The following is a 26105-nucleotide window of genomic DNA, read 5'->3' as shown; positions in this document are numbered from 1 at the left end:
GTCCTGCTCACCTCGCCGTCGCGAGCTGCCCGCTGTCTGTGCCGAGCCGTGCCAGCGCCCGATAGGCGTCCATGTAGGAGGAAACCATGCGGTCGAGTGAAAAGCGCCGCCGCGCCTCGGCTCGGCAGGTCTCGGGGTCCAGGCTGGGTGCGGCAGCGATGGCTTCGGCCATCTCGTCGACATCCCCGACCAGATACCCGGTCTTGCCGTGCTCGACCACATCCGGCAGTGCGCCATTCGGGAAGGCCACCACGGGGGTGCCGCAGGCGAGCGCCTCCATTGCGACGAGCGAACTGGTCTCCGCGGCAAGGCTCGGGATGACTAGGCAGCGGGCTGTATTCAGCAGGCGCCGCTTGGCGACAAAACCGAGCGGACCAAGGAAGCGGCGCCGGTCGTCCAGCCGGCGTTCGACCTCGTCGCGAAAATACGTTGTGTGAGTTTCATAGGGGTAGACCTTGCCACCGATGACCAGCGGCACGCTGGCCTTCTTGGCTGCCTCGAGCGCCAGATGGATGCCCTTTTCCGGGCAGACGCGGCTGAGCACGAGCGCAAAGTCGTGTTTGGCCTGCGGCTCGCTCAGCGCGTCGACGTCCACTCCGTTGGGAATCGGCCCAATCAGCCTGGCTCCCGGCGGTGCGGTTCTTTGCTGAGCCGCCGATACCGCATGCAGCCACAGATCCTCCCGCGCCGGATTGAGGGCGTCGGCCGGATACCAGTCGAGCGGCAAATGCAGGGTCACCAATGTCGGCCCGTCGCCCGGCAGATAGGCATCGAAATCGATACCGTGCAAATGGACCACGTCGATTCGCCAGCGAGCCCGTGCGGTAGCAATTGCGGCGCAATGAGCACGCTGCGCCCGGCGCTTGGCCGCTTCATCGAGCACGCCCGGTTCGGCCGGCGTCTCGATGAGGACACCCGCAGCGCTCGAGCCCTGGCAGCCGATCACGATCGAGCGGTGTCCGGCCTGTACGAGCGCCTGGTCGAGCATCGACAGCACCTGCTCGGCACCACCGACCGCATCCGGCCCGACCGGGGCGAGGGGATAGGCGACGTTGAGGACGGTGAGCGTCATGGCTGGAGAGCCGAAGCTCCTCACGCTGCGGAGGCGCGCAGCCTGCCGACCGAAGGGGCAGCGATGCTGCCGGCATATCGGCGCGTCATTGCCGCGCAGAAGTCGGCGAATTCCTCCGGCACCAGCGGCGGACTGCTGTGGTGCGGCATCATTCCGCGGTGTTCCGGCGTGAAGCAGAAAGTAACCGTCACGTCGAAGTCGGCCAAAGCTTCCATCTGCCGGTCGAACCAGTCAAGTGCGTTCGGCCTGAAGCTGTCGGCCCAGGAAAGCCCGGTGCGCAGATTGGTGACGCCGAGGCGTTTCATCCAGGCAACGGCATCGTCCAGCCGGTGATCTTCGAAATGGAACCACTGCACCAGTCCCATTGCCGGCGTGTGGTGCAGGAACTCCTCGAGCGCGGGCTTTGGCGTGCCGTCCTGGCGGAGCAAGCCCATGTAGAAATGGCGGTAGTAAGACGAGCCTTCCGCCTCGCGATGGCGCGTCGTCGCTTCCCACTCGCGCGGCAGGTCGTAGAGGCTGTACCATTGGATGCGCGGTGCCTTGCCGATCAGCAATTCCGCGGTCCGGCGCAGGCCCCAGACCTGTACCTCCTCGGCGCCGAAGGTCGACACGCCGACCTCGCTGACCCATACCGGAAGATCGGTGACAGCCGAAATCTCGCCGATCTTTTGCGGCCATTCGTGGATCTGCCAGAGGTTCCAGTCGAGCGGAAAGCCGTGCACGGCGACCGCGTCGACATGATTGAGCACGCCGAATTCCTTCATCCGTGTCATGAAGCCGGCATCGATCGGCGAGATGCCGCCAAGGACCTTGGTCAAGGCCGGATTCTCCAACGCGATCGCGTCGGCGGCCAGGATTGCCGTAGCGGCGAAGCGACTCCAGTCGGGGTCGAGCTCGGGATCCCAGTGGGATTTGTTGTTGGGCTCGTTCCAGATCATGGCGGCTTCAATCATTTATCTGTCCTTTCGACGGGTAGACGGCGGCGCCGCCGGCCGGCACGTCGCCGGTGCGGCAGAAATAGACCTCCTGCTCCGGTTGCAGCACGATCTCGAAGCCGGCGCTGCGCAGCATGGCTTCGGTGCAGGCGCGATTGGGAATCCACCAGTTGGTCGGGTCGTCGGCATAGCGATGCTCGATGAAATGCAGCTTTGGGAACTCCGGCCGGTCGAATAGGTCGTGGGTCCAGAAATGATAATTCTGCTCGAGCGCCGGCACGTTGGTGCTGCCGCGCTGCATCGACTGGAAGATCATCAGGTCCCGGGCGACGTGCTCCCGGATCAGATCGAGTGCGAGCAAGGGATGGCGCAAATGGTAGAGCACGCCCATGAACAGTACGATGTCGAACCGCTCATGCAGGGCGCCAACGTCGTAGACCGAGAGCTGCCGGAATTCGATGTCGCAGTCTGCTACCTCGGCGGCAAAGCGCGCCTGCGCCAGGTAAGCCTCATCGAAATCGATGCCAAGCACGCGGCCGGCGCCGCGGCGTTTCATCTCGATCGAATAGAAACCCGCATTGCAGCCTATGTCGAGCACCGCCTTGCCGGAAAGATCGGCGGGAATCGCGTCGGCGAATTTGCGCCATTTGATCAGCGGGTAGTTGCCAAGGAAATGGTCGGGAGCGGTTTCGATGCCGGCCAGTTCCATATTGTGGAACCATGGGCCGAGCGCATCGATACGGCGGCGGATTTCGGCATCGGAATGCAGCATGGCTAGCCTCTTTCGCCTGCGAGGACAGGGACGTGCTGGTGGCTGGCCAGCGTAATGTCGACTTGATCGTCCCTGGTACCGGCGGCGCTTTCAAGCAGGCGAAGTGCGGTGCGGTAGCCGTTGAAGGTGCCGACGTCGACATAGGCGGTGCCAGCCTTGATGCCGCAGGCATCGCCTCCGGCGGCGAGATAGGCATTGACCAGCGTGCCGATATATTCGTCGCACCGGTCCCGTTCCCGCCACAGCGCGGCGAGCTGGTGAAGGGTGCGGCCGGGCATCTTGAACGCACCCCAGATCCAGTTCGACGCGGCATTCTGCTGTTTGACCTGGATTTGCTTCACCCGGCTGTCCTGGTCGACAACGACGGCGTCGAAGAACTCCGGCTGGTCCACCGGAAACAGCAGGAAGGACAGGCCGTCGTCCGGGAGGGCCAGGAAGCCGTCTTCGGGAAACCAGATCGTATCGGGCAACCCGACCAGAACGGTCTCATCGGCTGTGACGAGCGGTGCGGCACGGAAGATGGCGTCGCAAAGGCCGACCGGAGAGGGCTGCACCACAAACAGCGCAGTCGCGTCGGCATAGCCGGCAGAATAATATTCGAGGATATCCGACTTACCCGAGCCGATGACGAAGCAGATCTTGTCGGCCCCCGCGCGCACCATGCGGCGCACCAGGTATTCGCTGACCGCGCAAGGCCGCTCGGTGTTGCCGTCGATGCGGCTGCCGACCGGCAGAAGCTCCTTCGAAAAGCCGAGCGGCTGGATGCGGCTTCCCCGTCCGGCTGCGGGCACGATGCCCAACATCAAACTGCCTCCTTCAACGGCTCGCCATGCGTGGAGCCGTGCAGTGCATCGGACAGGATGCGGTCGAATTCCTTCGCGCGCCGTGCCGAGGTGTGTTCCTCCAGCACCCGCTCGCGCGCTCGGCGGCGGATGGCGTCAAGCTCGGCGTCGGACAGGTCGAGCGCGGCGACCACGTCGTCGGTGCTGTTCGCCACGACGATCTCTTCGCCGGGCCGGAAAAAGGCCTCCAGTCCCGGCCATGTGTCGCTCACCATCGCGGCACCGCAAGCGGCGGCTTCGAACAGCCGGCCGGATGGGCACCAGCCCCTTTCTGCCATCGCCTCGCGGGTCACATTCAGAGTCAGCCGTGATGATGAAAAGAAGGCGGGGTGGTCGGCGGGCGGCAGGTGACGGACGAAGAAAATATTGTCGCTCCACGGGAATTCCTGCGGATATTGTGCGCCGCCAATGATGAAGCGGCGCTCCGGCAGGCGCGCAGCCGGACTGACCAGCAGCCTCTCGACCCCGGCCTGGCGGTCTGCCGCATAGGTCCCGAGATAGGAAAGGTCGCCGGCAAACTCCGGCCTGGGCGGAGCCGGCCGGTGTCGCTCTGGATCGACATGGCCGTAGAGCGGCATGACGTGGCGCGCACCCAGCATCGACCTCAATGCGTCGATCGCGGTTCCTCCCGTGTAGCTCAGCACGAGATCGAAATCGCGAAGCCCTTCCGGCCCGAAATAGGCCGGAGGCTCACCTTGTTCGATCCGCGCCAGCGTCACCGGCGTGTCCAGATCGTAGAACACCTTCAGTCCGCGGCAGGCCTGGTGGGCAAGGCGCGACGCGCTCACGGCATCGGGGCAATAGGAGGTGACGATGACGACATCGGCCTCACTCATCGCCTGCTCGGCAACGCTCTGGATGTCCTGCCAGTCCGGATAAAGGACAATGCTGCCGCCATCCAACTGATCGAGGTCGCGCGTCCCGGCATAATAGGGAGTGTTGCGTTCGAAGAAGGTGATGGACCAGCCCAGCCCGGCCATCGCCCGGATCAATCCGCGCCACAGCGTGGCGTGCCCATTGCCCCACGACGATGTCACGGTAAGACCGAAAATAGCCATGCGCATCCGGCAATTCCTCGTCAGGCAGCTTCGTTGAGTCTGATCAGCTTCGACCCCCAGTCGCCCCAAACAACCGTGGTGATCGACGCTGGGTCGATATCGAAGCGAAAGCAGTTTCCCAGCGACAGGCCGAGCACCTTGCACACGGCGGCCTTGATGACGTCGGCATGGCTGACCAGCGCGACGCCCTGGTTCTGGTAGGTGCCGCGGACCTGCTCGATCAATGAGACGACGCGTTGCTGCACGTCCAGCATGGTCTCGCCGCTCGGTGTTCTCGCCTGCTGACGCTGGTCGTTCCACACCCGCCAGTCGGCATCCTGGTTCAGCTCCTCGAAGGTCTTCCCCGACCAGGTGCCGAAGTCGATCTCATCGATCTCCTCGCGGATCGCGATTTCACCGGCATTGCAGGCGAGCGCGATCGGATTGGCAGTCTCCTGCGTGCGTTCGCGCGGGCTGCAGAAGATTGCCGCTATCGCCTCACGTGCCATGCGGTCTGCCAGATGCGAGGCCTGTGCCTTGCCGGCTTCGCCGAGGCAAACGCCGGCCATCCTTCCGGCAAGATAACAGCCGACATTGTCGTGCGCGGCGTGGCGCACCAGAAAGAACGTCGTCGTCATTCCGCGGCATCGAGCATCGGCTCGTCCTTGCCGGCGATAAAAGAGAGCGTGCGCTGGCGCGCTTCCGCGTCGGTGAACTGCTCGGGCGGCGATTTCATGAAATAGCTGCAGGGACCGGTCAGCGCGCCCGCGATACCGCGGTCGAGCGCCAGCTTGGCGCAACGCACCGCATCGATGACGACGCCGGCCGAATTGGGCGAATCCCACACTTCCAGCTTGAGCTCGGCATTGAGCGGTACGCCGCCAAAGGTCGTGCCTTCGACCCGGATATAGGCCCACTTGCGATCGGTCAGCCACGGGACATGGTCGCTCGGCCCGACGTGAATGTTGCCGGGCTCCAGGGGAACGTCGATCTGGCTGGTGACGGATTGCGTCTTTGAGATCTTCTTCGATTCCAGCCGCTCGCGCTCCAGCATGTTGAGGAAGTCGGTGTTGCCGCCGAAATTGAGCTGGTAGGTGCGATCGATGCGCACGCCGCGCTCGCGGAACAGGTTGGCGAGCAGCCGGTGGACGATCGTCGCACCGACCTGGCTCTTGATGTCGTCGCCGATCAGCGGCAGGCCGTGCTGCTCGAAGCGCCGGCGCCACTCCGGCCGCGAGGCGATGAAGACGGGTATGCAGTTGACGAAGGCACAGCCCGCCTCGAGCGCGCACTCGGCATAAAAGCGCGTTGCCTCCTCCGAACCGACAGGCAGATATGACACCAGGATTTCGGCGCCGCTTTCGGCGAGGATCTTGCTGATGTTGGCGACGGGTTCGTCGGCCTCCACGATCTCGTCACGCAGATATTTGCCGATGCCATCCAGCGTCGGTCCGCGTTCGACGCGGGCGCCGGTAGGCGCTACATTGGCAAAGCGGAAAGTATTGTTCGGCGCGCTGTAGATCGCGTCGGCCACATCGCGTCCGACCTTGCCCTTGGCGACGTCGAAAGCGCAGACCACCTCGATGTCCTTGACATGGTAGCCGCCAAGATCGGCATGCATCAGCCCGGGTATGGGCTCATTGCTTCTTGCGTCGCGGTAATAGGTGATGCCCTGAACAAGGGAGGAGGCGCAGTTGCCGACGCCGACTATTCCGATCCGAACTTTCTTCGATCCCACGAAACCGCTGCCTATGCTGTTGAAGGTAAGTTCTTCGTGCCAAACCGCCTGCCTCGCTGATTGTTCCTTGCCGGCTGCAAAAATCGTGCAACCGATGGTGGATCAAAGTAGCGCTCGCCGAGTTGTGCAGTGAGGCCAACCGGGACGGGACAATGATCGTCTATGGCGACCACAAGCGAATTGAGAGCGCGCGACATGTTCGCAGCTCGGCCTGCGAAGCGGCCGGGCACATTGCGGACATGCCCAGCGGGATCGAACGCCACGCAGCCCTGGTCGGCCTGTTCATCAAGACCTCGGAATTGGTCCAGGGCCTTGCCGATGCTGAATTCGAGGCCAACGGCATCGACAGGTATTCTCGACAGCGGATCGCGGGCGCAAATCTCCTGGTCGGCTTGGCCCGGGACGTGGGCAGATCGTGGAGGGCCGGATTCGCCGTCGACGGCCCGATCGATGCCGACGTGCCGCGAATGCTGGCCGAACTCGATTGCGACGGCGAAATCCTCATCGGCACGGCCGAGGGCTACGCGCATTACGCGCTCTATCCGGAAAGCTATTTGGTCGCCGCGCGGCAGTCGGGTCTCGATGCGAACACATGCGTAATCGGCATCCGCAGCATCGGCCTGGGGCTTGCAGCGATGGTGGCTGCAGCCATCGGCGCACCGGCACCCGTCAGCGTCCGTCCGACCGGTCATCCGTTTCGCAGGCGGCTTGCCGCCGATCCGGAGTTGATCGGTAGCTGGATGGCGAAGCCGTCGGCCCGCTTTGCCATCGTCGATGAGGGCCCGGGCCTGTCCGGCAGCTCGTTTCACGCCGTCGTCGCATGGCTGCAAGCGCTGGATATCGATGCCGGGCGCATCCATCTGTTCCCCAGCCATTCGGGTGGGCCGGGGGCCGAGGCATCGGCGGACATCCGTGAGGCATGGACGGTTTGCCAACAACACACCGCGGATTTCGAACGGACTTTCCCCGCGGGATCCGCTCTGCCGGCGCTGCGGGATTGGGTGGCCAGGACGATCGGCCGCACAGCGGTCAGCCTGATGGAAATATCCGCCGGAGAGTGGCGTCGCTTGCATTATAGCTCGCAGGATCATTGGCCACCCGTCCACCGCGGCTTCGAGCGGCGAAAGTTTCTTGCTTCTGCGGGCCGGGAAAAATGGTCGGTCAAATTCGTCGGCCTCGGTGAAATCGGAATGCACAATGCCGAGACTGCCAGGAGGCTGCATGACGCAGGCTTTGGCCCGGAAATTGCCGGGCTGTGCCATGGCTTTCTCGTCGAACGCTGGAGCGACGGTGCAACGCTGGAGCGGGCAAGGCATTCGAAAGAAAAAATGGTCGCTCATCTCGCGCGCTATCTCGCCTGGCGCGCAGCCAATCTGCCCGCCTCCGAACCGGGCGCCTCGCTGAAGGCGCTTGCCGACATGGCCGTGCGGAATACAAGCGAGGCTTTGGGCGAAAGCCGCGCGGCGGAGCTGCGGAACTGGTTCTCGAAACAGGCTCCACCAAAGACCATGCAGCGGGTCGAAATCGACGGGCGGCTTCATCCGTGGGAGTTCATCCTTTCGCGCGGCGGAACGCTGATCAAGACGGACGCCCTCGACCATTGCCGATCGCACGATCTGATCGGCTGCCAGGACATCGCCTGGGACATTGCCGGCGCCCGTGTCGAGTACAGCCTCTCCGACGCGGCGACTGTGGCACTGTGCAAAGCTGTCGAGGCGACTACGTCTCGTCCCGTCGATGCCAAACTGGTCCACTACTACGAGCCCTGCTATCTCGCCTTCCAGCTTGGCTTGTGGAGCATGGCTGAGCGATCGGGCGATGATCGGGAACAGATCCGGCTGGCGGCCGCGGCAAGACGTTACGCTGCCGCGCTGCTTCGTTTCCTGGAAAGCCAAGGCGACCTGCCGCCGCTCGAGCGGGATCAGTCCAGCCGGCGCAGCATATCCGCTTCCTTTTCGAGGATGGCGGCTACCTCCTCGCGCTGAAGATGCGTCATCATCAGGCTCACACAACATTCCAGATAGGTAATAGAGGCGCGCCGCAGGAAGGCAGCCGTCTCCTTTGCGGCCATTTGTTCGATGTCTTTGGCGGATCGCTTCGGATGCACAATCGTCTCCATGCCGGTACCTTGGCAGAACCAGAAGCTGGACGGGTTGTTCCCGCGACGAGAAAAAGTGACCAAATCCGAAACGACCGCGCGATCATACAGCGGCCAGACGCTCCTCGCCTCAGGCCGGCAAGTTTTGCAGCCGACCTGATGCAGAACGCACGGTGGCGGCAATTCGACGTCTTCTGTCGATCATCTGCGCCGTCTCAAGCTCGGCAAAATAGCCGATCGTGTGCATCAAACCCTGCCTGAGCGGCACTTTTGGCGACCAGCCGAGAAGCTTCCTTGCGCGGGAAATGTCGGGTTGCCGACGACGAGGATCGTCTTGCGGCAGCGGCAGGAATTTCAGGCCCGATTTGGTTGCGGTCATGCCTCTCACCAGGCTCGCCAGTTGCAGGATGGTGAACTCCCCCGGATTGCCCAGATTAACCGGCTGGCGTGGATTGGGATCGACCTCCATCAACCGGATCAAGCCGTCGACCAGATCGGAAACGTAGCAGAACGACCTGGTCTGCAGCCCGTCGCCGAATATCGTCAGCGGCCGTCTCTCGAGTGCCTGCATGATCAGATTGGAAACGATCCGTCCGTCCGCAGGGTCCATCCTGGGACCATAGGTGTTGAAGATGCGCGCGACACGGATATCGGCCTTTCCCATTCTCAAATAATCGAAGCATAAGGTTTCGGCGGTGCGCTTGCCTTCGTCATAGCAGGCGCGGGGCCCGATGCAGTTCACGTGGCCGACATAGTCTTCCTTCTGCGGATGCTGTTCGGGATCGCCATAAATTTCGCTGGTGGACGCCTGCAGGAACCGGGCGCCATTGCGGGCGGCGAGCTCCAGCAGATTGAGCGTTCCGATGACGCAAGTCCGCGTCGTATGGACGGGGTCGGCCTGGTAACGCGGCGGCGAGGCCGCGCACGCCATGTTGAAGATGCGGTCAACCGGTTCGCCAAACTCCAACGGTCGGCAAATGTCTTGCTTGATCAGCCGAAAATCCGGACGATCGGCGATCGATGCTATGTTCTCCATGCGGCCGGTAAGGAAATTGTCGACGCAGATCACGCGCCAGCCGGCCTGGAACATTGTCTCGCAAAGATGCGAACCGAGGAAACCTGCGCCGCCGGCGACAAGCACGGTCTTGGTCCGTTGCGCCTTTCTTGATAGCTGCATCTCTATCTTCTCCCGTCTGCGGGTCATGCTGCGCTCTCGACGTCCAGATCGAGAACAGAACGTGGCGATTTGGCCTGCGCCAGCAGCGAAACGAATTCGCGGGCTCTTGCGATGCTTGTGTGAGCTGCGAGGATGAGCACGCGCGCCTGCCTGGCCATGGCAAGCCGGGCGCCGTCGGATTCCCCGGACAGGATACCGACTACGTCCTCGGTCCTGCGAGCCGTGTGGATCGTCCGCTCTGGAAACAGGCTGTCCAGTCCGGCCCAGCTATCGCTGATGATCGCCGTACCGCAGGCGGCGGCCTCGAAGAGGCGCACGCTGGGCGACCATCCGGCCGCGATCATGGAACTGCGCGTGACGTTCAACGTGTAGCGTTGGCGGCTGTAAAAGGCGGCGTGATCTGCCGGCGGCAGGTGTTCGATGCGATCCACATTGTCCGGCCAGGCGATTTCGCGCGGATATTGCGAGCCTGCCACGACGAAGCGGCGCTCCGGCATGCGACGCGCCGGTTCGAACAGCAGCGCCTCCAGCGTCGCCTGGCGGTCGGGGCTGTAGGTGCCGAGATAGCCGAGATCCCAGCGGATTGGATCACCGGTTCCGTGATGCCGTTCAGGGTCGACGGAGCAGTAGAGCGGCTCGGCCCGCCTCGCGCCGAATTCCGCCGTCAGACGGGCAAGCGTCGGCCCGCCGGTGAAGGAGAAATAGACGTCGAAATACGGGACCTGCCGCCGGCCAATGTACTCGCAATCATCGGTCGAAAGCTTTGCCAGCGTGATCGGCGTGTCGATGTCGTAGAAGCAGAACTGACCCGTGCACAGCGATGCCACGACGTCGATGATTTCAGGGCCTTCGGGAACGAAGGAGCCGACGACCACGATATCGGCATCGCGCAGGCAGCGCGCAAAATTGCGGCGAAGATCATCGATCGTTTCATAGTAGCGCAAGGCGCAGAAATCGGGATCGCGCAGATCCCGGTGACTTGCGTACCACGGCACGTCGCGTTCGAGAAAATTGACGCGGTGGCCGAGTTCGTGGAGACCTTTAAGCAGCCCCCGAAAAGTGGTGGCGTGGCCGTTTCCCCAGGATGAGGAGAGCGACAGGCCAAGAAAGACGATGTCGAGCGGCTTTGTCATTCGGCCGCCTCCACGGTCGGACGCTCGAAATGGCGCCTGAAGATGGCGTCGGCCAAAACGGCACGTGTCGTATAGGTATGTTCGCCAAGCACGCGCCGAAGCGCCGATGTCCCGATCGCCTTAGCCCGTCCGGCACTAAGGCTTTGCATGATCTCGGCGACGTCCTCGCCATCGCGCGCGACCAGGATTTCCTCTCCGGGTTTCAGGAACAGGTCCACGCCGAGCCAGGCGTCGGTGATGAGGCATGCGCCGGCGCCCGCCGCCTCGAAAACGCGCGTCGCAGGTGAAAAGCCATTGGCCGCCATGCTGTCGCGGCTGATGTTCAGCACCGCCTTGGCCGTGACGTTCAATGCATTGTGGTCACGCGTGCCGACATGGCCGAGCCATCGGACATTGGCGGGCATCTGCTTGTCGCCCCAGCCCGATCCGCCGAGCAGGAAGCGCTGATCGGCGGAGCGGCTGGCCGGGTCGAGGAAGAAGGCCTCGACGCGCGCCTCGCGATCCGGCAGCCGGTTGCCGAGAAAGGCGAGATCGCAGGCAAAGCGCATATCCTTGCCGACCGGATGATGCGTTTCCGGATCGAGCGCATTGTAGATCGGCACGCATTCGGCCGCCCCCATTGCCCGATAGGCCCAGACCACCGGGTCGCCGCCGCCATAGGTCAGCACGAGGTCGATTTCCTGCAGCGCGCGATGCAGCGGATGGTCGGGCTCGTCGCGCAACTGGCCAAGCGTCGCCGGCGCATCGACATCCCAGAATACGGTGAGCGCATCGGCACGGGCGTGATCGAGCACCGCCCGCAGGAGCGCGTCGTCGGCAAAACCGACGCCGCTCGCCTTGACGACGATATCTGCCTCCGCCGCTCGCGCCGCCACCTGCATCATGGCATGCGGAGTGGCCTCGTAGACGACGACGGCACACCAGTCCGGCGCCTCGATATCGCGGTTCTTCTGGCGATCGTAGACGTCCGGCTCGTAGAAGGTGATGTCGTAGCCGAGCCTTGCCAGGGCCTTGAGCAGTCCGCGGTAATAGGTGGCCGCGCCGTTCCAATAGGACGACAGCAGGCTCGACCCGTAAAATGCGATCTTCATTCGGCGGCCTCCTTTGCAAGGATCGTGTCGGCGGCTTGGCGGTGCCCGCATTCGGCGAGCACGCCGAACAGCTCATCCGCCCGGTGCCGGCATGTGTGCCGCAAGCGAATGGTCTCGAGGCCCGACGTCGCCAGAGAAGCGGCGAGATCCGCGTCGTGCAGCACGGCGCGAAGATGACGCCGCATCTCGGAACCGTTGTTTGCAAACAGAAAATCTACGCCTGGCCTGAACAGGCATTCGACATCGGACCACGGCGCCGAAACCAGCGGGATGCCGCAGGCGAGCGCCTCGAACATGCGGATGGTCGGGATGCCGGGCAGGCTTTCGCGGTATGGACGCCGCGGGATGTGAATCGTGATGCGGTTCGCCGCGAATGCCTTCGGCACGTCGGCATTGGCGATCCAGCCTTCGCAGCGCAGGCCGGCGGCCGTAAGGTCGGCGAGCGCCTCCCGCGGATAGCGAACGCCGTGGACGGTTCCGCTCAGGCCGAGTTCACGCACCGGGCCGACCAGGAACTCCCTGATTTCGGCGCTGCGCTCGTCGTCGCCCCAATTGCCGATCCAGATCAAGTCGGCGCTGCGCTCGATTTCAGGATGCGGCTGGAACAGGTGGTCATCGGCTGCCTCGTGCCAGGTGAAGACCCGCTTGCCCCATCCGGCGCGAAGATAGCTTTCCCGCAGCGCCTCGCCGAAGGCGAGCACGCCGTCGTAATGTTCAAGCCGCAAGGCGGAAATCGCTTGCGTGGCCGAGATAGCGCGATGGTGCGTGTCGTGGAACAGCAGCGTGAAACGGCCGCCAGTTGCTTTCGCCCTGCCCAGCCGCGCAACAAGGTCCGGCTCGGTCCACTCATGCACGATCGCCACATCGGCGTCGGAGATCCAGGCTTCGTGGTCGAAAGCGGCATCGTAGGTCACCGGCATCAACTCGGGGAAGTCCTTCCGGAATCGCTCGATTGCGAAGGACCCTTTCTCGGCCAGCAGGTTCGACCGGCTCCAGCCGTCGGCGGGCTCCAGCGCGATAGCCTGGTGCCCGCGCGCGACCAGCTCACGCATGATGCCGCGCAGGAAATGTGCGTTGCCGTGGTTCCAGTCGGAAACGATCGAATGGGTGTAGAATAAAAATCGCATAATCAATTATCCGCCATGGTGGCCAGGGCCGCCTTGTCGTAGACGCCGCGCATGGCGGTCGCCTGTCTTGCCAATGAAAATCTGCGGCTTCGGCGAGCGGCTGCTTCACCGAGCTCTCGCCGGCGCTGCGCGTCGCTGCAAACGCTGTTGACGCATCTGGCGAGATCGCCCGGATCGCGCGCGTCGAAGAACATGGCCGCCCCGTCCCACAATTCGCGATAGGTCGAGATATCCGCGAGCACCAAAGGCGTCTTCGACATCGCCGCTTCCAGCGTGGCCAGGCCGAACGGTTCGTAGAGCGACGGCGATACGAAAATGCCGGCCCGGGCCATCAGCGAGCGCACTTCCTCATGCGGCACCGGTCCGACGGGAACGGCGTGACTGAAGCCAACATGCTGGCCGTCCGGGCCTTGCAAGGAGCCGGCGACGAAGACCGGCCATTGCGTCAGGGAGGCGGCCTGGTCCAGCACCGCCGCATTCTTCCCTTCGTCCCACCAGCGCGCGGCGGCGAAAACCACCGATTCCCGCCTTTCGCTCTTCGCGCCGGGCCGCGCCCCGTTGCCGACGACGCTCAGGTGGGCGATCGGCCCGTAGCAGGTTTCGAGCATGTCGGCATGGCTGCGGCTGGGTGCAACGACAATGCCTGCTTTGTCGAAACCGCGCCGGTTGCGGTCCTTCTGCCAGGCCCATTCGCCGTCCGCCGCCTGTCCTTTGACGGCGTGGAACCATGTCACCACGCAGGAATGCGACACCGCTATCACGGGGCATGGCACATCGAGCCCCGCGGCCTGCGTCGGCGCGTTGAGATGGACGATTTCGACGGCGTAGTCACGTATGAGCGGGTGCAGCTCCTGCTGCAATGTATCGAGGTCGTGCTCGTTGCGGGTCATCCAGTCGGGCGGCGTGTTGAGCCAGGTCAGCGCCGCGAATGACTGGGCCTCCTCCGCCTGCTGCCTGGACGGTTCCGGACCAAGCCCGGCAAGCACGACGCTGTCGCCGCCGGCGACCAATTGCCTGGCCAGATCGAGCGCATAGCGCCAGACGCCACCGACGGCATCGACGGTCATCAGTATGCGACGCGGCGGGCTCAGCGTCCGCAACATGTGGCCTCCAATTCAGCCAGCGGACGCGGACGCTTCTCCTGGATGTCGCTGAACGTTCGGAAGGATGCGAGATAATGTTCATGCGCGCGCTCCCAGGCGAGATCGTCCGGCTCGCCCCAAAGTTCGCGGTAGCTCGGCGAACTCGGATAAGGATAGAGCGGCACCGGTTCGTTGGCCCAAACGCCGTTGTCGATCAGGTGCTTCCGCCAATAATCGACGAGCGCGGGATCGTCCTCGACCACGCCGATCAGATTGGCCTGCACGAACGGCACGTGGCGCCTTGCGTCGACCAGCAGCGCGGCCAGCTCCTCGGTGCCCAAACGGCAGCGTTTTGCCAGCATGGCGCGGCCTTCCACAGTCAGGCTTTCGAGCCCCGCCTCTATGGAGACGCAGCCGGCGGCGCCGAGCAGCCTCAGCAGTTCCGGTTTCCAGAGGTCGATACGGGTCTGCACGCCGAACTTCACATCGCGATCGACCAGCGCCTCCAGCAATGCCTTTTGCGGCAGGAAGATCTCGTCGATGAAGTAGATGTAGCCGACACCCTGTGCGATCAGCCGGTCGATCTCGGCGATCACTGCTTCGTGGTTCCGGCGGCGATAGGCATCGCGGAAATCGATCTTGGCGCAGAAGCTGCAATTATACGGGCAGCCGCGTGACGCCTCGACCTCCGCGCCAAAGCCGACCTGGTTGTCGTCGAAGCGGTGATGGTGGTGCGAATGCGCGGCAATCCAGTCCGATGGCCATTCGAGCGGCGGGTGATCGATGAACGAGCTCGCATGCACGCCGCCGTTCGAGACCAGTTCTCCATCCTCGAAATGGGCGGTGGACGGCACCGCAGTCCAGTCGTCGCGCCGGGCAAGTTCCGCGACCACTTCCTCGCATTCGCCGCGCACGACGATGTCGACGCCAAGCTTGCGCAAAGTCGGCGTCGGCGTCGCCGAGCCATGCGGCCCGACGGCGACGGTGCGACCGCCGCGCCCGGCAAGATGATTGAGGAAATCGGCCGGCACCCGCAACTCGGGCGGTGCACAGCGCCAGAACAGGTAGGTCGGCGCGGTGCTGACGACGGTCATGCCAGGCTCGAATGCGGCGACGCGATCGGCGAGCGCGGCGTTGTCGAGCTTCTGGATCTGCCCGTCCAGCATCAGCACCTCGTGGCCGGCTGCTTCGAGCAGCGCTTTCGAATAGCCGAGTTCGAGCGGCAGATGCGGCTGGCGGCAGCCGAAATAGATGCTGTCCTGGTACGTCCAGGACGGATTGACCAGGGCGACCTTCATGCCACGTACCTCGCCGGTTCGGGATGCGGGTCGAGGCGATGACGCTGCAGCCAGTCGGCGAGGTCGCGGATGCCATTTTGCCACGGGACGTGCGCTTTCCATCCCAGCGCCTCGATCGCGCGTGTGTCGGCGACGAAGAACGGTTGGTCGCCGGTGCGTTCGCGGTCGTAACGTATCGAAACGTCCCGTTTCGTTATGTCGCGAATCTCCTTCAGCAGCATGCGCAGGCTGACGGCGTTTTGTGGTCCGCCGCCGAGATTGAATGCCTGGCCGCTGACTTCCTTGATCCGGTCGAGCACGGCGCGATAGGCCGCGACCGCATCGGCAACGTGTAGGATGTCGCGCACCTGCTTGCCGTCGCCATAGATGGTGATCGGCCGGTCGGAGAAGGCGCTAAGCAGGAAGTGGGCGACCCAGCCCTGATCCTCCGTCCCGAACTGGCGCGGTCCATAGATGCAGCTCATGCGCAGCACCGCCGTCGGCAGGTCGTATGACTTGGCGTAGTCGAGGACATACTGGTCCGCCGCGCCCTTGGAGCAGCCATAGGGCGTGCAGAAATCGAGGCCGCGCGTCTCGTCGATGCCGTGCGCATGGATGGCCGCGTCGCGAGGCGCGTATCTGCCGTCCTCTTCGCCCATGGCGAGGTCGGCGAGGCGGCCATAGACCTTGTTGGTGCTGGCGAAAACGACGGGGATGCGCTTGCCGCTGCGGCGAGCGGCTTCCAGGACGTTGAACGTTCCGCGCAGGTTGATGTCGAAATCCTCGTCCGGTCGAACCAGGCTCGTGGTGACGGCGGTCTGCGCGGCAAAGTGGAAAACCGCTTTCGAACGCGCCACCAGCGGCGCGAGCGCCTCTGCGTCGCGGATATCGGCGATTTCGATGGTCAGGCGGCTGCCGTGCTTTTGCGTCAGCCATTCCAGGTTCTGCTCGACGCCGGGACGGCTCAGGTTGTCGATGACCAGCACCGGTTCGCCATCCGACAACAGGCTGTCGGCGAGGTTGGAGCCGATGAAGCCGCTGCCGCCGATAATGGCGATGGGCGCTTCGCGAAAATCGGGTGACTCCGGTCTCATGATACCAGCCCTCGCGCTTCGAGTTCCCGCTTCATCTCGGCACTGCGATCGATGGCGACCGTGTTGCGCACCCAGGCGACGAAATCGCCGAGCGAATGCTCCAACCGGTATTGCGGCTGGAAGCCGAGCAGTTCGCGCGCCTTGGAGATGTCGGCAAAGCAATTGCGGATATCGCCGGAGCGTGCCTTGCCGAGGATTTCCGGCTGGCGGCCAGGCACGCCCATCGCTTCGGCGAGCAGCCGGGCGACGTCGCTGACCGCGTAGGCCCGGCCGCTGCCGATGTTGATGACGTGCCCGCGCGCCTGCGGCTGTTCCAGCGCCAGCCGGAAGGCGCGCGCGACGTCGCGTACATGCACGAAATCGCGCTGCTGTTCGCCGTCCTCGAAGATCAGCGGCCGCTGGCCGTTGGCGATGCGCGAGGCGAAGTTCGCCAGGACGCCGGTATACGGGTTCGAGAGCGCCTGTCCGGCGCCGAAGACATTGAACAGGCGCAGCGCCACCGCATCGACCCCATAGGCTTCGCCGAAGATCAGTACGGCGCGTTCCTGGGCGTATTTCGTCAGCGCGTAAATTGAGGCGAGATCGACCGGTTTCTGTTCGTCGGTCGGCAGCGGCGACAGGACTTCACCTTCCGGCGACAGGGGATTCCATTGGCCGCTACGGATGTCGTCCGGCTGCCGTCTTGCATTGTCGATGCGCTGGCCGTCCGGCGTCGCATAGAGACCCTCGCCATAGACGCTCATCGACGAAGCAACGACGATGCGTTCGATCGGGCGTTTGATCAGCATTTCCAGCAACGTGGCGGTGCCGAGGTCGTTGGCGCCGACATAGCGGGCGATCTCGTACATGGACTGGCCGACGCCCACTTCAGCCGCCAGGTGAATGATCGCGTCGACATCTTCGACCGCCTCTGTGACGGCGTCGCGATCGCGAACGTCGCCTTTGATCAGCTTGGCGCCTGGCGGCAGGCTGATTGCCTCGCCGCCATGCACCTGATCCAGCAGCGCATCGAGAATTGAAACCCCATAGCCATGTTCAACGAGTTCCTGGGCGACGTGGCGGCCGATAAAACCGCAGCCTCCCGTGACCAGTATACGTTTCACGACAACTCCTCATACGAATGGCTTTGCCGCCCCAAACTTCCGGGCGAAAGGTTTGTTCCCTTGCTTCAACAAAGTTCCCGGAACGCTGCGCTCCGAAAGCGACCCCGCCTTGGGCTGGGCACGGGAACATCGAAGCGCGCTTGGTGTTAGGAGCCATAATCAACCAACCGCGCGCACATGCCGGGCAGCAATGCATCTGCTGGTTGTGTGAGGGCAGACCGGAGCAACGCGTGAGATCTCGCGGCCTGCGGTGGAATCGAAGGGAGATTGCGATGTCTGAATCCAAGACGACCACCGATCACGACGAAATCCGCCGTTGGGCCGAGGACCGCGACGGGCGACCGGCGGTGGTGCGCACCAAGGGCGAGGGAGGCATACTGCGCATCGACTTCGGCGAGCCTGAAGAGACGTTCGAGCCTGTCGAATGGGACGAGTTCTTCAGGATCTTCGATGAGAACGAACTGGCCTTCCTCTACCAGGATGAGACCAGCGGCGGAAAGACCAGCCGCTTCAACAAATTCGTCGAACGCAGCCGGAAGTAGGGTCGCGGCAAACAGCGGCCACGGTCAGTGCAGCAGGTTTGGCCCGCGTGCCCTGACGATGTTTCGCATGATGCCGTTGAGCCAGTCCTCCGTGGAGGAGCCGGATCGTCTCTTGTCGATTTCGCCGATGGCCTGTTCGAGCGTTCGCTCGACCAGCCGGTCGGAGGCCTCCACATCTCCCAGCAGCAGGCGCGCCGCGAGCCTGAGCTTGGGCAGCAGCGAAAATACGTCGTCCGAGGGCTCCGACGCTCGGCCTGCAGGCGTCTCGGCTGGGAAGAGAGCATCGAAGACAGCCTGGCCGTTCGAGGATTTTCGGAGGCTGCTGGCATAGCGAAGGCGCTCAGGAATAACGATGTCTTCATCGCCGCTGAAAAACACGAACGGCACGCCACGGCGCATCAACTCGTCGGCGATCGGGAATACCCGTCGTCCGTTGAGATTGACGTCCAGGATCGCGGCCTCCGCCTCGTCCGTATGTTTCGATGCCTGTTCGACCGTCGCCACTGGGCCAAGCACGACGGCGCCCATCTTGCTGAAGTAACGTGCAAGATCGCCCGCCAGCATCCATTCGTCCTCGACGATCAGGATATGCAAGCCTTGCAGGTCGCGCACCTCATTGTTCCTTCTTCCTGCGGGATTTACGGCTGTCGGCGCGGACTTCCGCAAAATGGCGGGCCAGGACCTCTTGCAACCGTTCCGCGAGCGCGAGCAGGCGAGGCGGGATGTTTTCAGATACCGGGAACTTGGTCAGATCCGGCGAGGGCAACAGGATTCGCTTGGCCGGCTTTATTTCAGGTGGTCGTCTTGCCATTGGAACCGCCTCCGAAGTCAAATGTTAATGCCCAGCCGCGGTGCTTTGTTCCGTTACTGGACTATTTACTGGCCTCAGGCTCGGCCCGGTCTTAGTCTGAGGCGTGATTAGGGTCTGAGGCCCGATTTGACGGCTTTGTGTTCGCGGCTGTTACCAGGGGCTTGGCGTGGCATCCCAGAATGGCAGATTTCCCATAGTCGGCGTCGGTGCATCGGCCGGCGGCATTCCGGCGATGGAGGGCTTGTTCAAGGGAATGACCGGCGGCACCGGCATGGCGTTCGTCGTCGTCACGCACCTCAGCCCGGAGCGGGAAAGCCTGCTGCACGAGGTCATCCGACGTTACACCGAAATGCCGGTCTTGGTGGCCGAGGAGGGGGCAGCGGTCCAACCCGACCAGGTCTATGTGATGCCGCAAAACGTCGTTCTCACCATCCGTAAGGGCGCGCTTTCGCTGCGCCGGCCGAACACGTTCAGCCGCGAGCGCAAGCCGATCGATATCTTCTTCAGCGCATTGGCCGAGGACCAGGGCGAGTATGCCGTCGGCATTATCTTGTCGGGTGGCGATTCGGACGGCACGCTCGGCGCCAGGGCAATCAAGGAGCATGGCGGGCTGACCATTGCCCAGGCCTCCAACGGTTCCGGCCCGCGCAATCCAGCCATGCCGCAGAGCGCGATTTCGAGCGGCCTGATCGACATAGCGGCGCCCGCCGAGCAGATCGGTGCAAAGCTTCAGGCGTTTGTCCGCGGTTTCGACGTGCTGAACGGCCTGACCGAAGCAGACGACGAACACAAGGCCGAGATGGATCGAGCCCGCGATGAAATCTACGCCATTTTGCGCAGCCATTCCGGTCACGACTTTTCCGGCTACAAGGCCAAGACGTTCCTGCGTCGCGTAAAGCGGCGCATGCAGATAACGCAGCTGCAGTCGATCACCACCTACACAGAACGGCTGAAAAGGGATCCGGACGAGGTGGCGAAGCTGTTTCGCGACCTCCTCATCAACGTCACCAGCTTTTTTCGCGACGCCGACGCGTTCAAATTGCTGGAGGACAAGATCATACCGCAGATTTTCGAAGGCAAGAACGCCTCCGATGCGGTGCGTGTGTGGGTGCCCGGCTGCGCCACCGGCGAGGAGGTGTTCTCTATCGGCATCCTGATGCGCGAGCGCATGGAGAAGCTTTCGGCGCCGCCGCGCGTCCAGATATTCGCGACCGACATCGATGAGCCGGCGCTCGCGGTGGCGCGTGCGGCACGTTATCCAGAAGCGCTGCTGCACGGGCTTTCGCCCGAGCGCAGGCAACGCTTTTTCCACAGTGACGGCGAGAGCTATGTGCTCGGCAAGGAGGTGCGCGAACTGTGCATCTTTTCGCCGCACAGCATTATCCGCGATCCTCCCTTCTCGCGCATCGACATGATTTCGTGTCGCAACCTGCTGATCTATTTCGGCCCGCAGATCCAGAACCGGGTCATCCCGATCTTCCACTACGCGCTGCGCCCGGGCGGCTATCTGTTCCTCGGGACCTCGGAAACCATCGGTCAGCACGGTGACCTGTTTGCCACGGTCGACAAGAAGCAGCGGATATTCCAGGCGCGGGAACATGCCACGCCGCGGCCGCCGGTCCTGATCGGCAATGGCCGCACGGGTGCCCTTCCGGTCGGACGCGGCGGCTCGAAGAAGGATGCGGCCAGCCATTCACTGCGCCAGGCGATCGAGGCTCAGGTGCTGGAGCGGTTCGCCCCGCCTCACGTTCTGGTCAATGGCGATGGCGACATCGTCTACTATTCGGCGCGGACGGGCAAATATCTGGAAGCGCCGCAAGGCGCCCCGAGCCGGCAGTTGCTGACCCAGGCCCGCCACGGGCTGAGACTGGAACTGCGCGCCGCATTGCGGGAAGCAGCCACGACGCGCCGCACGGTCGTGCGGGAGAACATAGCGGTCGAGGAAGACGACGAACAGCTTCAGTTCATTACATTGACGGTCGAGCCATACACGGAACGCGGTAATGGCGAGCCCCTCTACCTCGTCCTGTTCAATCCGGTGGGACAGTCCCAGATCCGCTCCGAGCCGGCACACGAAAGCCGCGGCACCGACGACGCGGCCGATCTCGAGCGGGAGTTGCGCGACACACGCGAGCGGCTGCAATCGACCATCGAGGAATACGAAACCGCGCTGGAGGAAGTAAAATCTTCGAACGAGGAACTCGTCTCCGTCAATGAAGAGGCGCAGTCGACCAATGAGGAGCTTGAGGCCTCGAAGGAGGAGATGCAGTCGCTCAATGAAGAGCTAAACACCATCAACGCGGAGCTGACCGGCAAGATAGAGGAACTCGATCGCGCCAACAGCGATCTCAGAAACTTGTTCGAAAGCACGGAAATCGCCACCATCTTCCTCGACCGCAACCTTGTGGTGCGGACCTTTACTCCCGCCGCGTCGTCGTTCTTCAACTTGCGTCCGTCCGATGTCGGCCGCCCGCTGACCGATCTTTCGAGCCGACTCGACTACCCCGAGTTGAAGCGGCACATCCAGGCGGTGTTCGAGACGGGAGAGACCCTGAACCATCACCTTGCGCGCGATGACAACGGCCGGTTTCACCTGGTTCGCATCAACCCTTATCGGGACAAGAGCGGCGGCGTCCAAGGCGTGGTCGTGACCATGATCGACGTGACGACGCTGGCGCAGGCGGAAGAGCGTCAGCAGGTGCTCATCTCGGAGCTGAACCATCGCGTCAAGAACATGCTGGCGGTCGTCGCCAGCATCACCAACCGGACCCGTGAAAACTCGGCGTCGAAAGACGAGTTCGCCGACGCCTTGATCGGCCGCCTGCAGGCGATGTCACGAGCATACAGTCTGCTCTCGCGAGAAAGCTGGACCGAAGCTTCCGTCGAGGAACTGCTGCGCCAGGAACTCGATCCCTTCGGGGCCGAACGGTTCGAACTCCATGGCAAACGGGTAAGCCTCAAGCCGGTACAAGGGCTTTCCTTCGGCATGGCAATCCATGAACTGGCGACGAATGCCGCGAAATATGGCGCACTTTCGAAACCTGCCGGGCGGATAGTCGTGAAATGGTTGGTGGCGGACGGAACCTTCAGGCTCACTTGGCGCGAGAAGGGCGGCCCCCGAATCAAGGAGCCAACCGACAGCGGCTTCGGCCTTACTCTTCTGCGCGGAGAAATCGGCTACCGGCTGGGCGGAAAGGTTGAAACAACTTTCCACTCAAATGGTTTGGAGGCGGAAATCGCATTCCCTCTGACCCGTGAGGGCTCGTCGTGACCGGAAAGATGCGTGTGCTGATCGTCGAGGACGAATGGCTGATCGCCGACGACGCGGCGGCTTACCTGCGCAAAGCCGGCCATCAGGTGGTTGGACCTGTTTCGTCGGTAACGGCGGCACTCCGGCTCGTTGGCGAAGGCGGGATCGACGCCGCGTTGCTGGATATCCAGTTGAACGACGAGACCAGCTATCCGATCGCGGAAGCGTTACGGACGCGCGGTGTTCCGTTCGCCTTCCTCTCAGGCTTTGGCGAACGCGAAATTCCAGCCGGGTTCCGCGCTTGCAGGATGGTGCAGAAGCCGGCGAGCCAGAGTGCGATCCTGAATGCCGTGGATGAACTCGCGCGAGCCGGCTGAGGTCGCGATTGAAAGTGGCGCCAGGTCACATCGGCGTGGTGCGTGCCTGCCGCGAACGACGAACGCCTATGGCAATATCCGCACCGGTACCGATTTGACCGCCGGAACATGAGCCCTCTCGGCTCTGTGCCACAAAGGAACCAGCGGGTTGAGCTCGGGGTAGTAACCGGCGCAATTTCCCTCCGGCACCGAGTAAGGCGTGATGCGCAGTCCGTGCACGCGGCGCTCCACACCGTCCCGCGCGTTGGCTTCGAGATCGACCTCCTGTCCCGCGCTCAAACCGAGGCGCTGGATATCCTTTTCATTCATCAACAGCACCATGCGTGTGCCGCTGATGCCGCGCAGCCGGTCGTTGTAGCCGTAGACGGTCGTGTTGAACTGGTCGTTGGAGCGCACCGTGATCAGTGTCAGCACATCATCGCCGGCGACATCGATGTCAGGATCGGTTTCAAGGCCACTTGGCAGCTTGAAATTGGCCTTCTTGTTCGGCGTCTCCCACACCCGCTTGCTCGCCTTGATGTCGCGATGGAAGCCGCCGGGCGTCAGGAAACGCTCGTTGAAGTCGCGGAAATGTTGGGGGTAGCAGCGCTCGATTTCGTCGCGGATGCGGGAATAATCCCCAACCCACTCATCCCATGGGATCGAACTCCTGCCCGGCACCGTGGCCTTGGCGAGTTCGGCGACGATCCTGGGCTCTGAAAGCAGATGCGGCGAAGCCGGAGGTCGCGATCCGAACGAGCCGTGGATACAGGCGGTGGAATCCTCTACCGACACCCTTTGGTCGCCGCTTGCCTGATGGTCTCTTTCCAGCCGTGACAGGCAAGGCAGCAAATAGGTTGCCCGGCCGGCGATCAGGTGACTGCGGTTGAGCTTGGTCGCGATCTCGACATGCAGGTCGAGCCCACGCCAGGCTTTCTCGACCAGGCCGGTTTCCGGCACGGCCCGCACGAAATTGCCGCCGAGCCCGACAAAGCCCTTGACCGATCCGTCGATGACGCCTTCGCAGGTCTCGACCGTATCGAGACCTTTCTCGCGCGGCGGTTCAAAGGCGTAGAACTTGGCGAACTTGTCGAGCGGGACGAGCTCGGGTTTTTCCGATATGCCGACGGTGCGCTGCCCCTGGACATTGGAATGGCCGCGCAGCGGCGAAATGCCGGCGCCGGGTTTTCCGATATTGCCGCGCAGCATCAAAAGGTTGCACAGCATCTGGACGTTCTCGGTGCCGTGCCGATGCTGGGTCAGGCCCATGCCGTAATTGCCGATCACCGCGTTGGCATGGCTGTAGACCTCGGCGACATGCTCCAGGTCGGTCTGCGCAATGCCGGATCGCGCGACGATATCGCTCCACTGGGTTTTGCGCAGGAAGGCTTCGAATTCGGCGAAGCCATGCGTGTGTTCGGCGATGAAAGCCGTGTCGAGGACACGCGTCCTGCCGCTTTCGCGGGCGTCGTCGTCGAGCGCCAGCAACGCCTTGGCGATACCCGTCATCGCGGCGATATCGCCGCCCGAACGAACCTGGAAGTAGTCGCTGGACATTTTGGTACCCGGTCCGGGCGACAGCATGTCGAGGGGGTTTTGCGGATTCTTGAAGCGCTTCAGTCCCCGCTCGGGCAAGGGATTGAAAGTGAAGACGGGCACGTTGCGTTGACGTGCCTCCTGCAGCGGATGCAGCAGGCGCGGCGCCGTCACCCCGGTGTTGTGCCCGAAGAAGAACATCATGTCGCATTTCGCAAAGTCTTCGAGCTGCACGGTCCCCACCGGCGAGCCGATCGATTCCGGCAAGCCGACCGAGGTCGATTCATGACACATGTTGGACGAATCGGGCAGGTTCGAAGACCCATAGATCCGCGCAAAAAGCTGGTACATGAACGAGGCCTCGAGCGAGGCCCGGCCGGACGTGTAGAACACCACCGATTTTGGATCGAGCCGCCGCAGTTCGGCAGCTATGTCGCGGAATGCATCGTCCCAGGAAACCGGCTCGTAACGGTCGGTGGCGGCATTGTAGCGCATGGGCTCGGTAAGCCTGCCCTGCTTCTCAAGATCGTGGTCCGGCCAATCGAGTAGTTCCGTCACCGAATGCTCGGCGAAGAAAGCGGGTTCGCAGCGCAGCTTGGTCTGGTCCCACATCGTCGCCTTGGCGCCGTTTTCACAGAATTCGAAAGGCCTCGGCTGGGCTGGCTTTGCCCATGAGCAAGACACGCACATATAGCCGTCGGCCTTGTTCTGCTTGAGCAGCGTGCTCCATATCCCGGACAACAGCAGGCCTTCGCCGCGCGCCTTGCGGACCAGGGATTTGAGCGATCCCCAGCCGCCTGTCGGGTGATCGTATTTCTTGGTTTCGATGCGATCGGTTACGGCGGGTTTCATGCGAGCCACTCCCTGTAAGAAGAGCATGCATAAGAACCCGCCGTAAGGCTGAATGTTCCGGGCCGGGTCCGTTCCGTCTCGCCGGAACCATTTCCGCCATCGTTTGTTCGGCCCGAAGAAAGGAGCCGCGCGAAATGGAGCGACGTAACGCGTTAATTGCGATGGTGATTTCGGCCATCATCATCGTCGGCTTTCTCATCGGCTTTTTGTACGGCGATATGGGCTGGCGAACTTCGCCGCTCAAAAGAGCCCCTGAGCAGAACCAGGGTGGCAATGCTCCGGCCGACACCTCGCCTGCCGCCGGCATCAAGAAGAACCCCAAGGAAAATACCGAAATGCCAGGCCAGCAATGAGTGAGGTCAGCAATGAAGGCAGGCAATGCCACGAACTGAAACGGGGTCCTGTTTTTGCGGCGCCATAACGGCGGAGATGCGCGGCGAGCCGTTCTGGGTTTGCTCCGATCACGATGACGACTGCCGCAAGGCGATAGGAAGCCCGCTAACGGTGTGGGTCGGCTATCGGCCTTCCGAATTCACATTGCTCACCGGCACGCCCAAGACCTTTTCGAAAACCCCCGGCGTGCTCCGGTCCTTCTGTGCGGATTGCGGAACATCGATCGGCTATGTCGACCAGGGCCTGCCCGGCGAACTCTATCTGTCGATCGGCTTTCTTGACCACCCCGAACGGTTTCCGCCGCAGGCCCACGCATATTGGGACATGAGGCTTCCCTGGGTCGACTTTCCAGACGAGCTGCCGCGGGTGGGAAGGTATTCGAGGCGGCGCGATCCCGCTTTCGGAAATCCGGCGGACCGCTAGCCTGCTGCCCGCCTGCAGGTGGAAAACGTACCGTTCGCAGTTTCGTACGAATACGACAATTGGCGCGCGGCCGAAAACGCGCAATTATAGGCCAATGGGCCGCCGTTTGGATGACAAGCTCGATTGCAAGGCGTGCGGGACGATCCTGATGGAAATTCCCGACAACCCGAAGGATTCGACGCCGATCTATTGCAGCAATTGCGGCGCCTATCTCGGCGAATGGGGCGATCTGCAGGAGGACTTCTTCAGGCAGGCGTTCGGCGCCCAGGCCTTCGATCTGAACAACGGAAACATCATCAAGAAATAATCCTGGATTGTGCAGGCCAAGCCACGGCCTGCGGGCCCGGCTATTCGAGGCAATTGC

Annotated in this window: 26 protein-coding genes; 7 read left to right on the top strand and 19 right to left on the bottom strand. The window is 63.0% G+C overall.

Annotation, left to right across the window (positions count from 1 at the left end; translation table 11 throughout):
- Positions 1-7 precede the first annotated feature (7 nt).
- The 7 genes from NKH28_RS10050 to NKH28_RS10020 are packed head-to-tail and all read right to left on the bottom strand — an operon-like array spanning position 8 to position 6396.
- On the bottom strand, positions 8-1072 hold the full coding sequence (locus tag NKH28_RS10050) for a glycosyltransferase (protein ID WP_352818928.1): 1065 nt from the start codon (positions 1070-1072) through the stop codon (positions 8-10).
- Between the two features lie 20 nt (positions 1073-1092).
- Positions 1093-2025, bottom strand: coding sequence for a glycoside hydrolase 5 family protein (locus NKH28_RS10045; RefSeq protein ID WP_352818931.1), 933 nt, complete (start codon positions 2023-2025; stop codon positions 1093-1095).
- Entirely contained in the window at positions 2018-2779 is a 762-nt protein-coding gene (locus NKH28_RS10040; protein WP_352768295.1) for a TIGR04290 family methyltransferase, read from the bottom strand. The genes NKH28_RS10045 and NKH28_RS10040 overlap by 8 nt, the downstream gene beginning before the upstream one ends.
- A 2-nt stretch (positions 2780-2781) precedes the next feature.
- Positions 2782-3582, bottom strand: a complete 801-nt coding sequence (locus NKH28_RS10035; protein WP_352768297.1) for a nucleotidyltransferase family protein — start codon at positions 3580-3582, stop codon at positions 2782-2784.
- Positions 3582-4685, bottom strand: coding sequence for a CgeB family protein (locus NKH28_RS10030; RefSeq protein ID WP_352472875.1), 1104 nt, complete (start codon positions 4683-4685; stop codon positions 3582-3584). The genes NKH28_RS10035 and NKH28_RS10030 overlap by 1 nt, the downstream gene beginning before the upstream one ends.
- Positions 4686-4699: 14 nt before the next feature.
- A complete protein-coding gene (locus NKH28_RS10025; RefSeq protein WP_352472876.1) occupies positions 4700-5296 on the bottom strand; it encodes a histidine phosphatase family protein in 597 nt (198 codons plus the stop codon).
- The gene (locus NKH28_RS10020; protein WP_352488477.1) at positions 5293-6396 is read right to left on the bottom strand and encodes an inositol-3-phosphate synthase; all 1104 of its coding nucleotides are present in this window, start codon (positions 6394-6396) and stop codon (positions 5293-5295) included. Before NKH28_RS10020 ends, NKH28_RS10025 begins: the two co-directional genes overlap by 4 nt.
- A gap of 152 nt (positions 6397-6548) precedes the next feature.
- On the opposite strand from NKH28_RS10020, the gene NKH28_RS10015 reads away from it, so the two are divergent.
- Positions 6549-8381, top strand: coding sequence for a hypothetical protein (locus NKH28_RS10015; RefSeq protein ID WP_352978701.1), 1833 nt, complete (start codon positions 6549-6551; stop codon positions 8379-8381).
- Here NKH28_RS10015 and NKH28_RS10010 read toward each other — a convergent pair.
- The 9 genes from NKH28_RS10010 to NKH28_RS09970 all read right to left on the bottom strand — a co-directional run bounded on the left by NKH28_RS10010 (position 8318) and on the right by NKH28_RS09970 (position 17578).
- Complete coding sequence (locus NKH28_RS10010; protein ID WP_023676132.1) at positions 8318-8515, bottom strand: hypothetical protein; 198 nt, start codon at positions 8513-8515, stop codon at positions 8318-8320. The genes NKH28_RS10015 and NKH28_RS10010 overlap by 64 nt on opposite strands.
- A 109-nt stretch (positions 8516-8624) precedes the next feature.
- Positions 8625-9671, bottom strand: a complete 1047-nt coding sequence (locus tag NKH28_RS10005; RefSeq protein WP_352978699.1) for a UDP-glucuronic acid decarboxylase family protein — start codon at positions 9669-9671, stop codon at positions 8625-8627.
- 23 nt (positions 9672-9694) lie between these two features.
- Positions 9695-10804: a CgeB family protein gene (locus NKH28_RS10000; RefSeq protein ID WP_352978698.1), complete on the bottom strand. Its 1110-nt coding sequence runs from the start codon at positions 10802-10804 to the stop codon at positions 9695-9697.
- Positions 10801-11895 carry a CgeB family protein gene (locus NKH28_RS09995; protein WP_352978696.1) on the bottom strand — a complete coding sequence of 365 codons (1095 nt, stop codon included), beginning with the start codon at positions 11893-11895 and terminating at the stop codon, positions 10801-10803. Before NKH28_RS09995 ends, NKH28_RS10000 begins: the two co-directional genes overlap by 4 nt.
- Entirely contained in the window at positions 11892-13022 is a 1131-nt protein-coding gene (locus NKH28_RS09990) for a CgeB family protein (RefSeq protein ID WP_352978695.1), read from the bottom strand. Before NKH28_RS09990 ends, NKH28_RS09995 begins: the two co-directional genes overlap by 4 nt.
- Before the next feature lie 2 nt (positions 13023-13024).
- Entirely contained in the window at positions 13025-14125 is a 1101-nt protein-coding gene (locus NKH28_RS09985; protein WP_352978693.1) for a glycosyltransferase family 4 protein, read from the bottom strand.
- A complete protein-coding gene (locus NKH28_RS09980; RefSeq protein ID WP_352978692.1) occupies positions 14110-15402 on the bottom strand; it encodes a TIGR04295 family B12-binding domain-containing radical SAM protein in 1293 nt (430 codons plus the stop codon). Before NKH28_RS09980 ends, NKH28_RS09985 begins: the two co-directional genes overlap by 16 nt.
- Entirely contained in the window at positions 15399-16475 is a 1077-nt protein-coding gene (locus tag NKH28_RS09975) for an NAD-dependent epimerase/dehydratase family protein (RefSeq protein WP_352978690.1), read from the bottom strand. Before NKH28_RS09975 ends, NKH28_RS09980 begins: the two co-directional genes overlap by 4 nt.
- Positions 16472-17578, bottom strand: coding sequence for an NAD-dependent epimerase/dehydratase family protein (locus NKH28_RS09970; RefSeq protein ID WP_352978688.1), 1107 nt, complete (start codon positions 17576-17578; stop codon positions 16472-16474). Before NKH28_RS09970 ends, NKH28_RS09975 begins: the two co-directional genes overlap by 4 nt.
- A gap of 272 nt (positions 17579-17850) precedes the next feature.
- On the opposite strand from NKH28_RS09970, the gene NKH28_RS09965 reads away from it, so the two are divergent.
- Positions 17851-18120 (top strand): hypothetical protein, encoded by a 270-nt coding sequence (locus tag NKH28_RS09965; protein WP_352467978.1) that lies wholly within the window; start codon positions 17851-17853, stop codon positions 18118-18120.
- 24 nt (positions 18121-18144) lie between these two features.
- Here NKH28_RS09965 and NKH28_RS09960 read toward each other — a convergent pair whose 3' ends face one another.
- Both NKH28_RS09960 and NKH28_RS09955 read right to left on the bottom strand, forming a co-directional pair.
- Complete coding sequence (locus NKH28_RS09960) at positions 18145-18732, bottom strand: response regulator (RefSeq protein ID WP_352768328.1); 588 nt, start codon at positions 18730-18732, stop codon at positions 18145-18147.
- A 1-nt stretch (position 18733) separates the two neighbouring features.
- Positions 18734-18931: a hypothetical protein gene (locus NKH28_RS09955; RefSeq protein ID WP_352472888.1), complete on the bottom strand. Its 198-nt coding sequence runs from the start codon at positions 18929-18931 to the stop codon at positions 18734-18736.
- 166 nt (positions 18932-19097) lie between these two features.
- Between NKH28_RS09955 and NKH28_RS09950 the strand changes: the two genes are divergently transcribed.
- On the top strand, positions 19098-22202 hold the full coding sequence (locus tag NKH28_RS09950) for a CheR family methyltransferase (RefSeq protein ID WP_352978686.1): 3105 nt from the start codon (positions 19098-19100) through the stop codon (positions 22200-22202).
- 8 nt (positions 22203-22210) lie between these two features.
- Positions 22211-22558 (top strand): response regulator, encoded by a 348-nt coding sequence (locus NKH28_RS09945; protein ID WP_352502221.1) that lies wholly within the window; start codon positions 22211-22213, stop codon positions 22556-22558.
- A 66-nt stretch (positions 22559-22624) separates the two neighbouring features.
- On the opposite strand, the gene NKH28_RS09940 is transcribed toward NKH28_RS09945, so the two are convergent.
- Entirely contained in the window at positions 22625-24925 is a 2301-nt protein-coding gene (locus NKH28_RS09940) for an FdhF/YdeP family oxidoreductase (RefSeq protein WP_352978684.1), read from the bottom strand.
- Between the two features lie 134 nt (positions 24926-25059).
- Between NKH28_RS09940 and NKH28_RS09935 the strand changes: the two genes are divergently transcribed.
- The 3 genes from NKH28_RS09935 to NKH28_RS09925 all read left to right on the top strand — a co-directional run bounded on the left by NKH28_RS09935 (position 25060) and on the right by NKH28_RS09925 (position 26048).
- Complete coding sequence (locus NKH28_RS09935) at positions 25060-25278, top strand: hypothetical protein (protein ID WP_352472892.1); 219 nt, start codon at positions 25060-25062, stop codon at positions 25276-25278.
- A gap of 25 nt (positions 25279-25303) precedes the next feature.
- A complete protein-coding gene (locus tag NKH28_RS09930; RefSeq protein ID WP_352978683.1) occupies positions 25304-25741 on the top strand; it encodes a GFA family protein in 438 nt (145 codons plus the stop codon).
- A 94-nt stretch (positions 25742-25835) separates the two neighbouring features.
- The gene (locus NKH28_RS09925; protein ID WP_036244132.1) at positions 25836-26048 is read left to right on the top strand and encodes a hypothetical protein; all 213 of its coding nucleotides are present in this window, start codon (positions 25836-25838) and stop codon (positions 26046-26048) included.
- Positions 26049-26105: the final 57 nt, after the last annotated feature.

It is taken from the genome of Mesorhizobium sp. M1227 (assembly GCF_040318315.1).
Lineage (GTDB): Bacteria > Pseudomonadota > Alphaproteobacteria > Rhizobiales > Rhizobiaceae > Mesorhizobium.
This window is presented reverse-complemented; position numbering and strand designations above follow the sequence as displayed.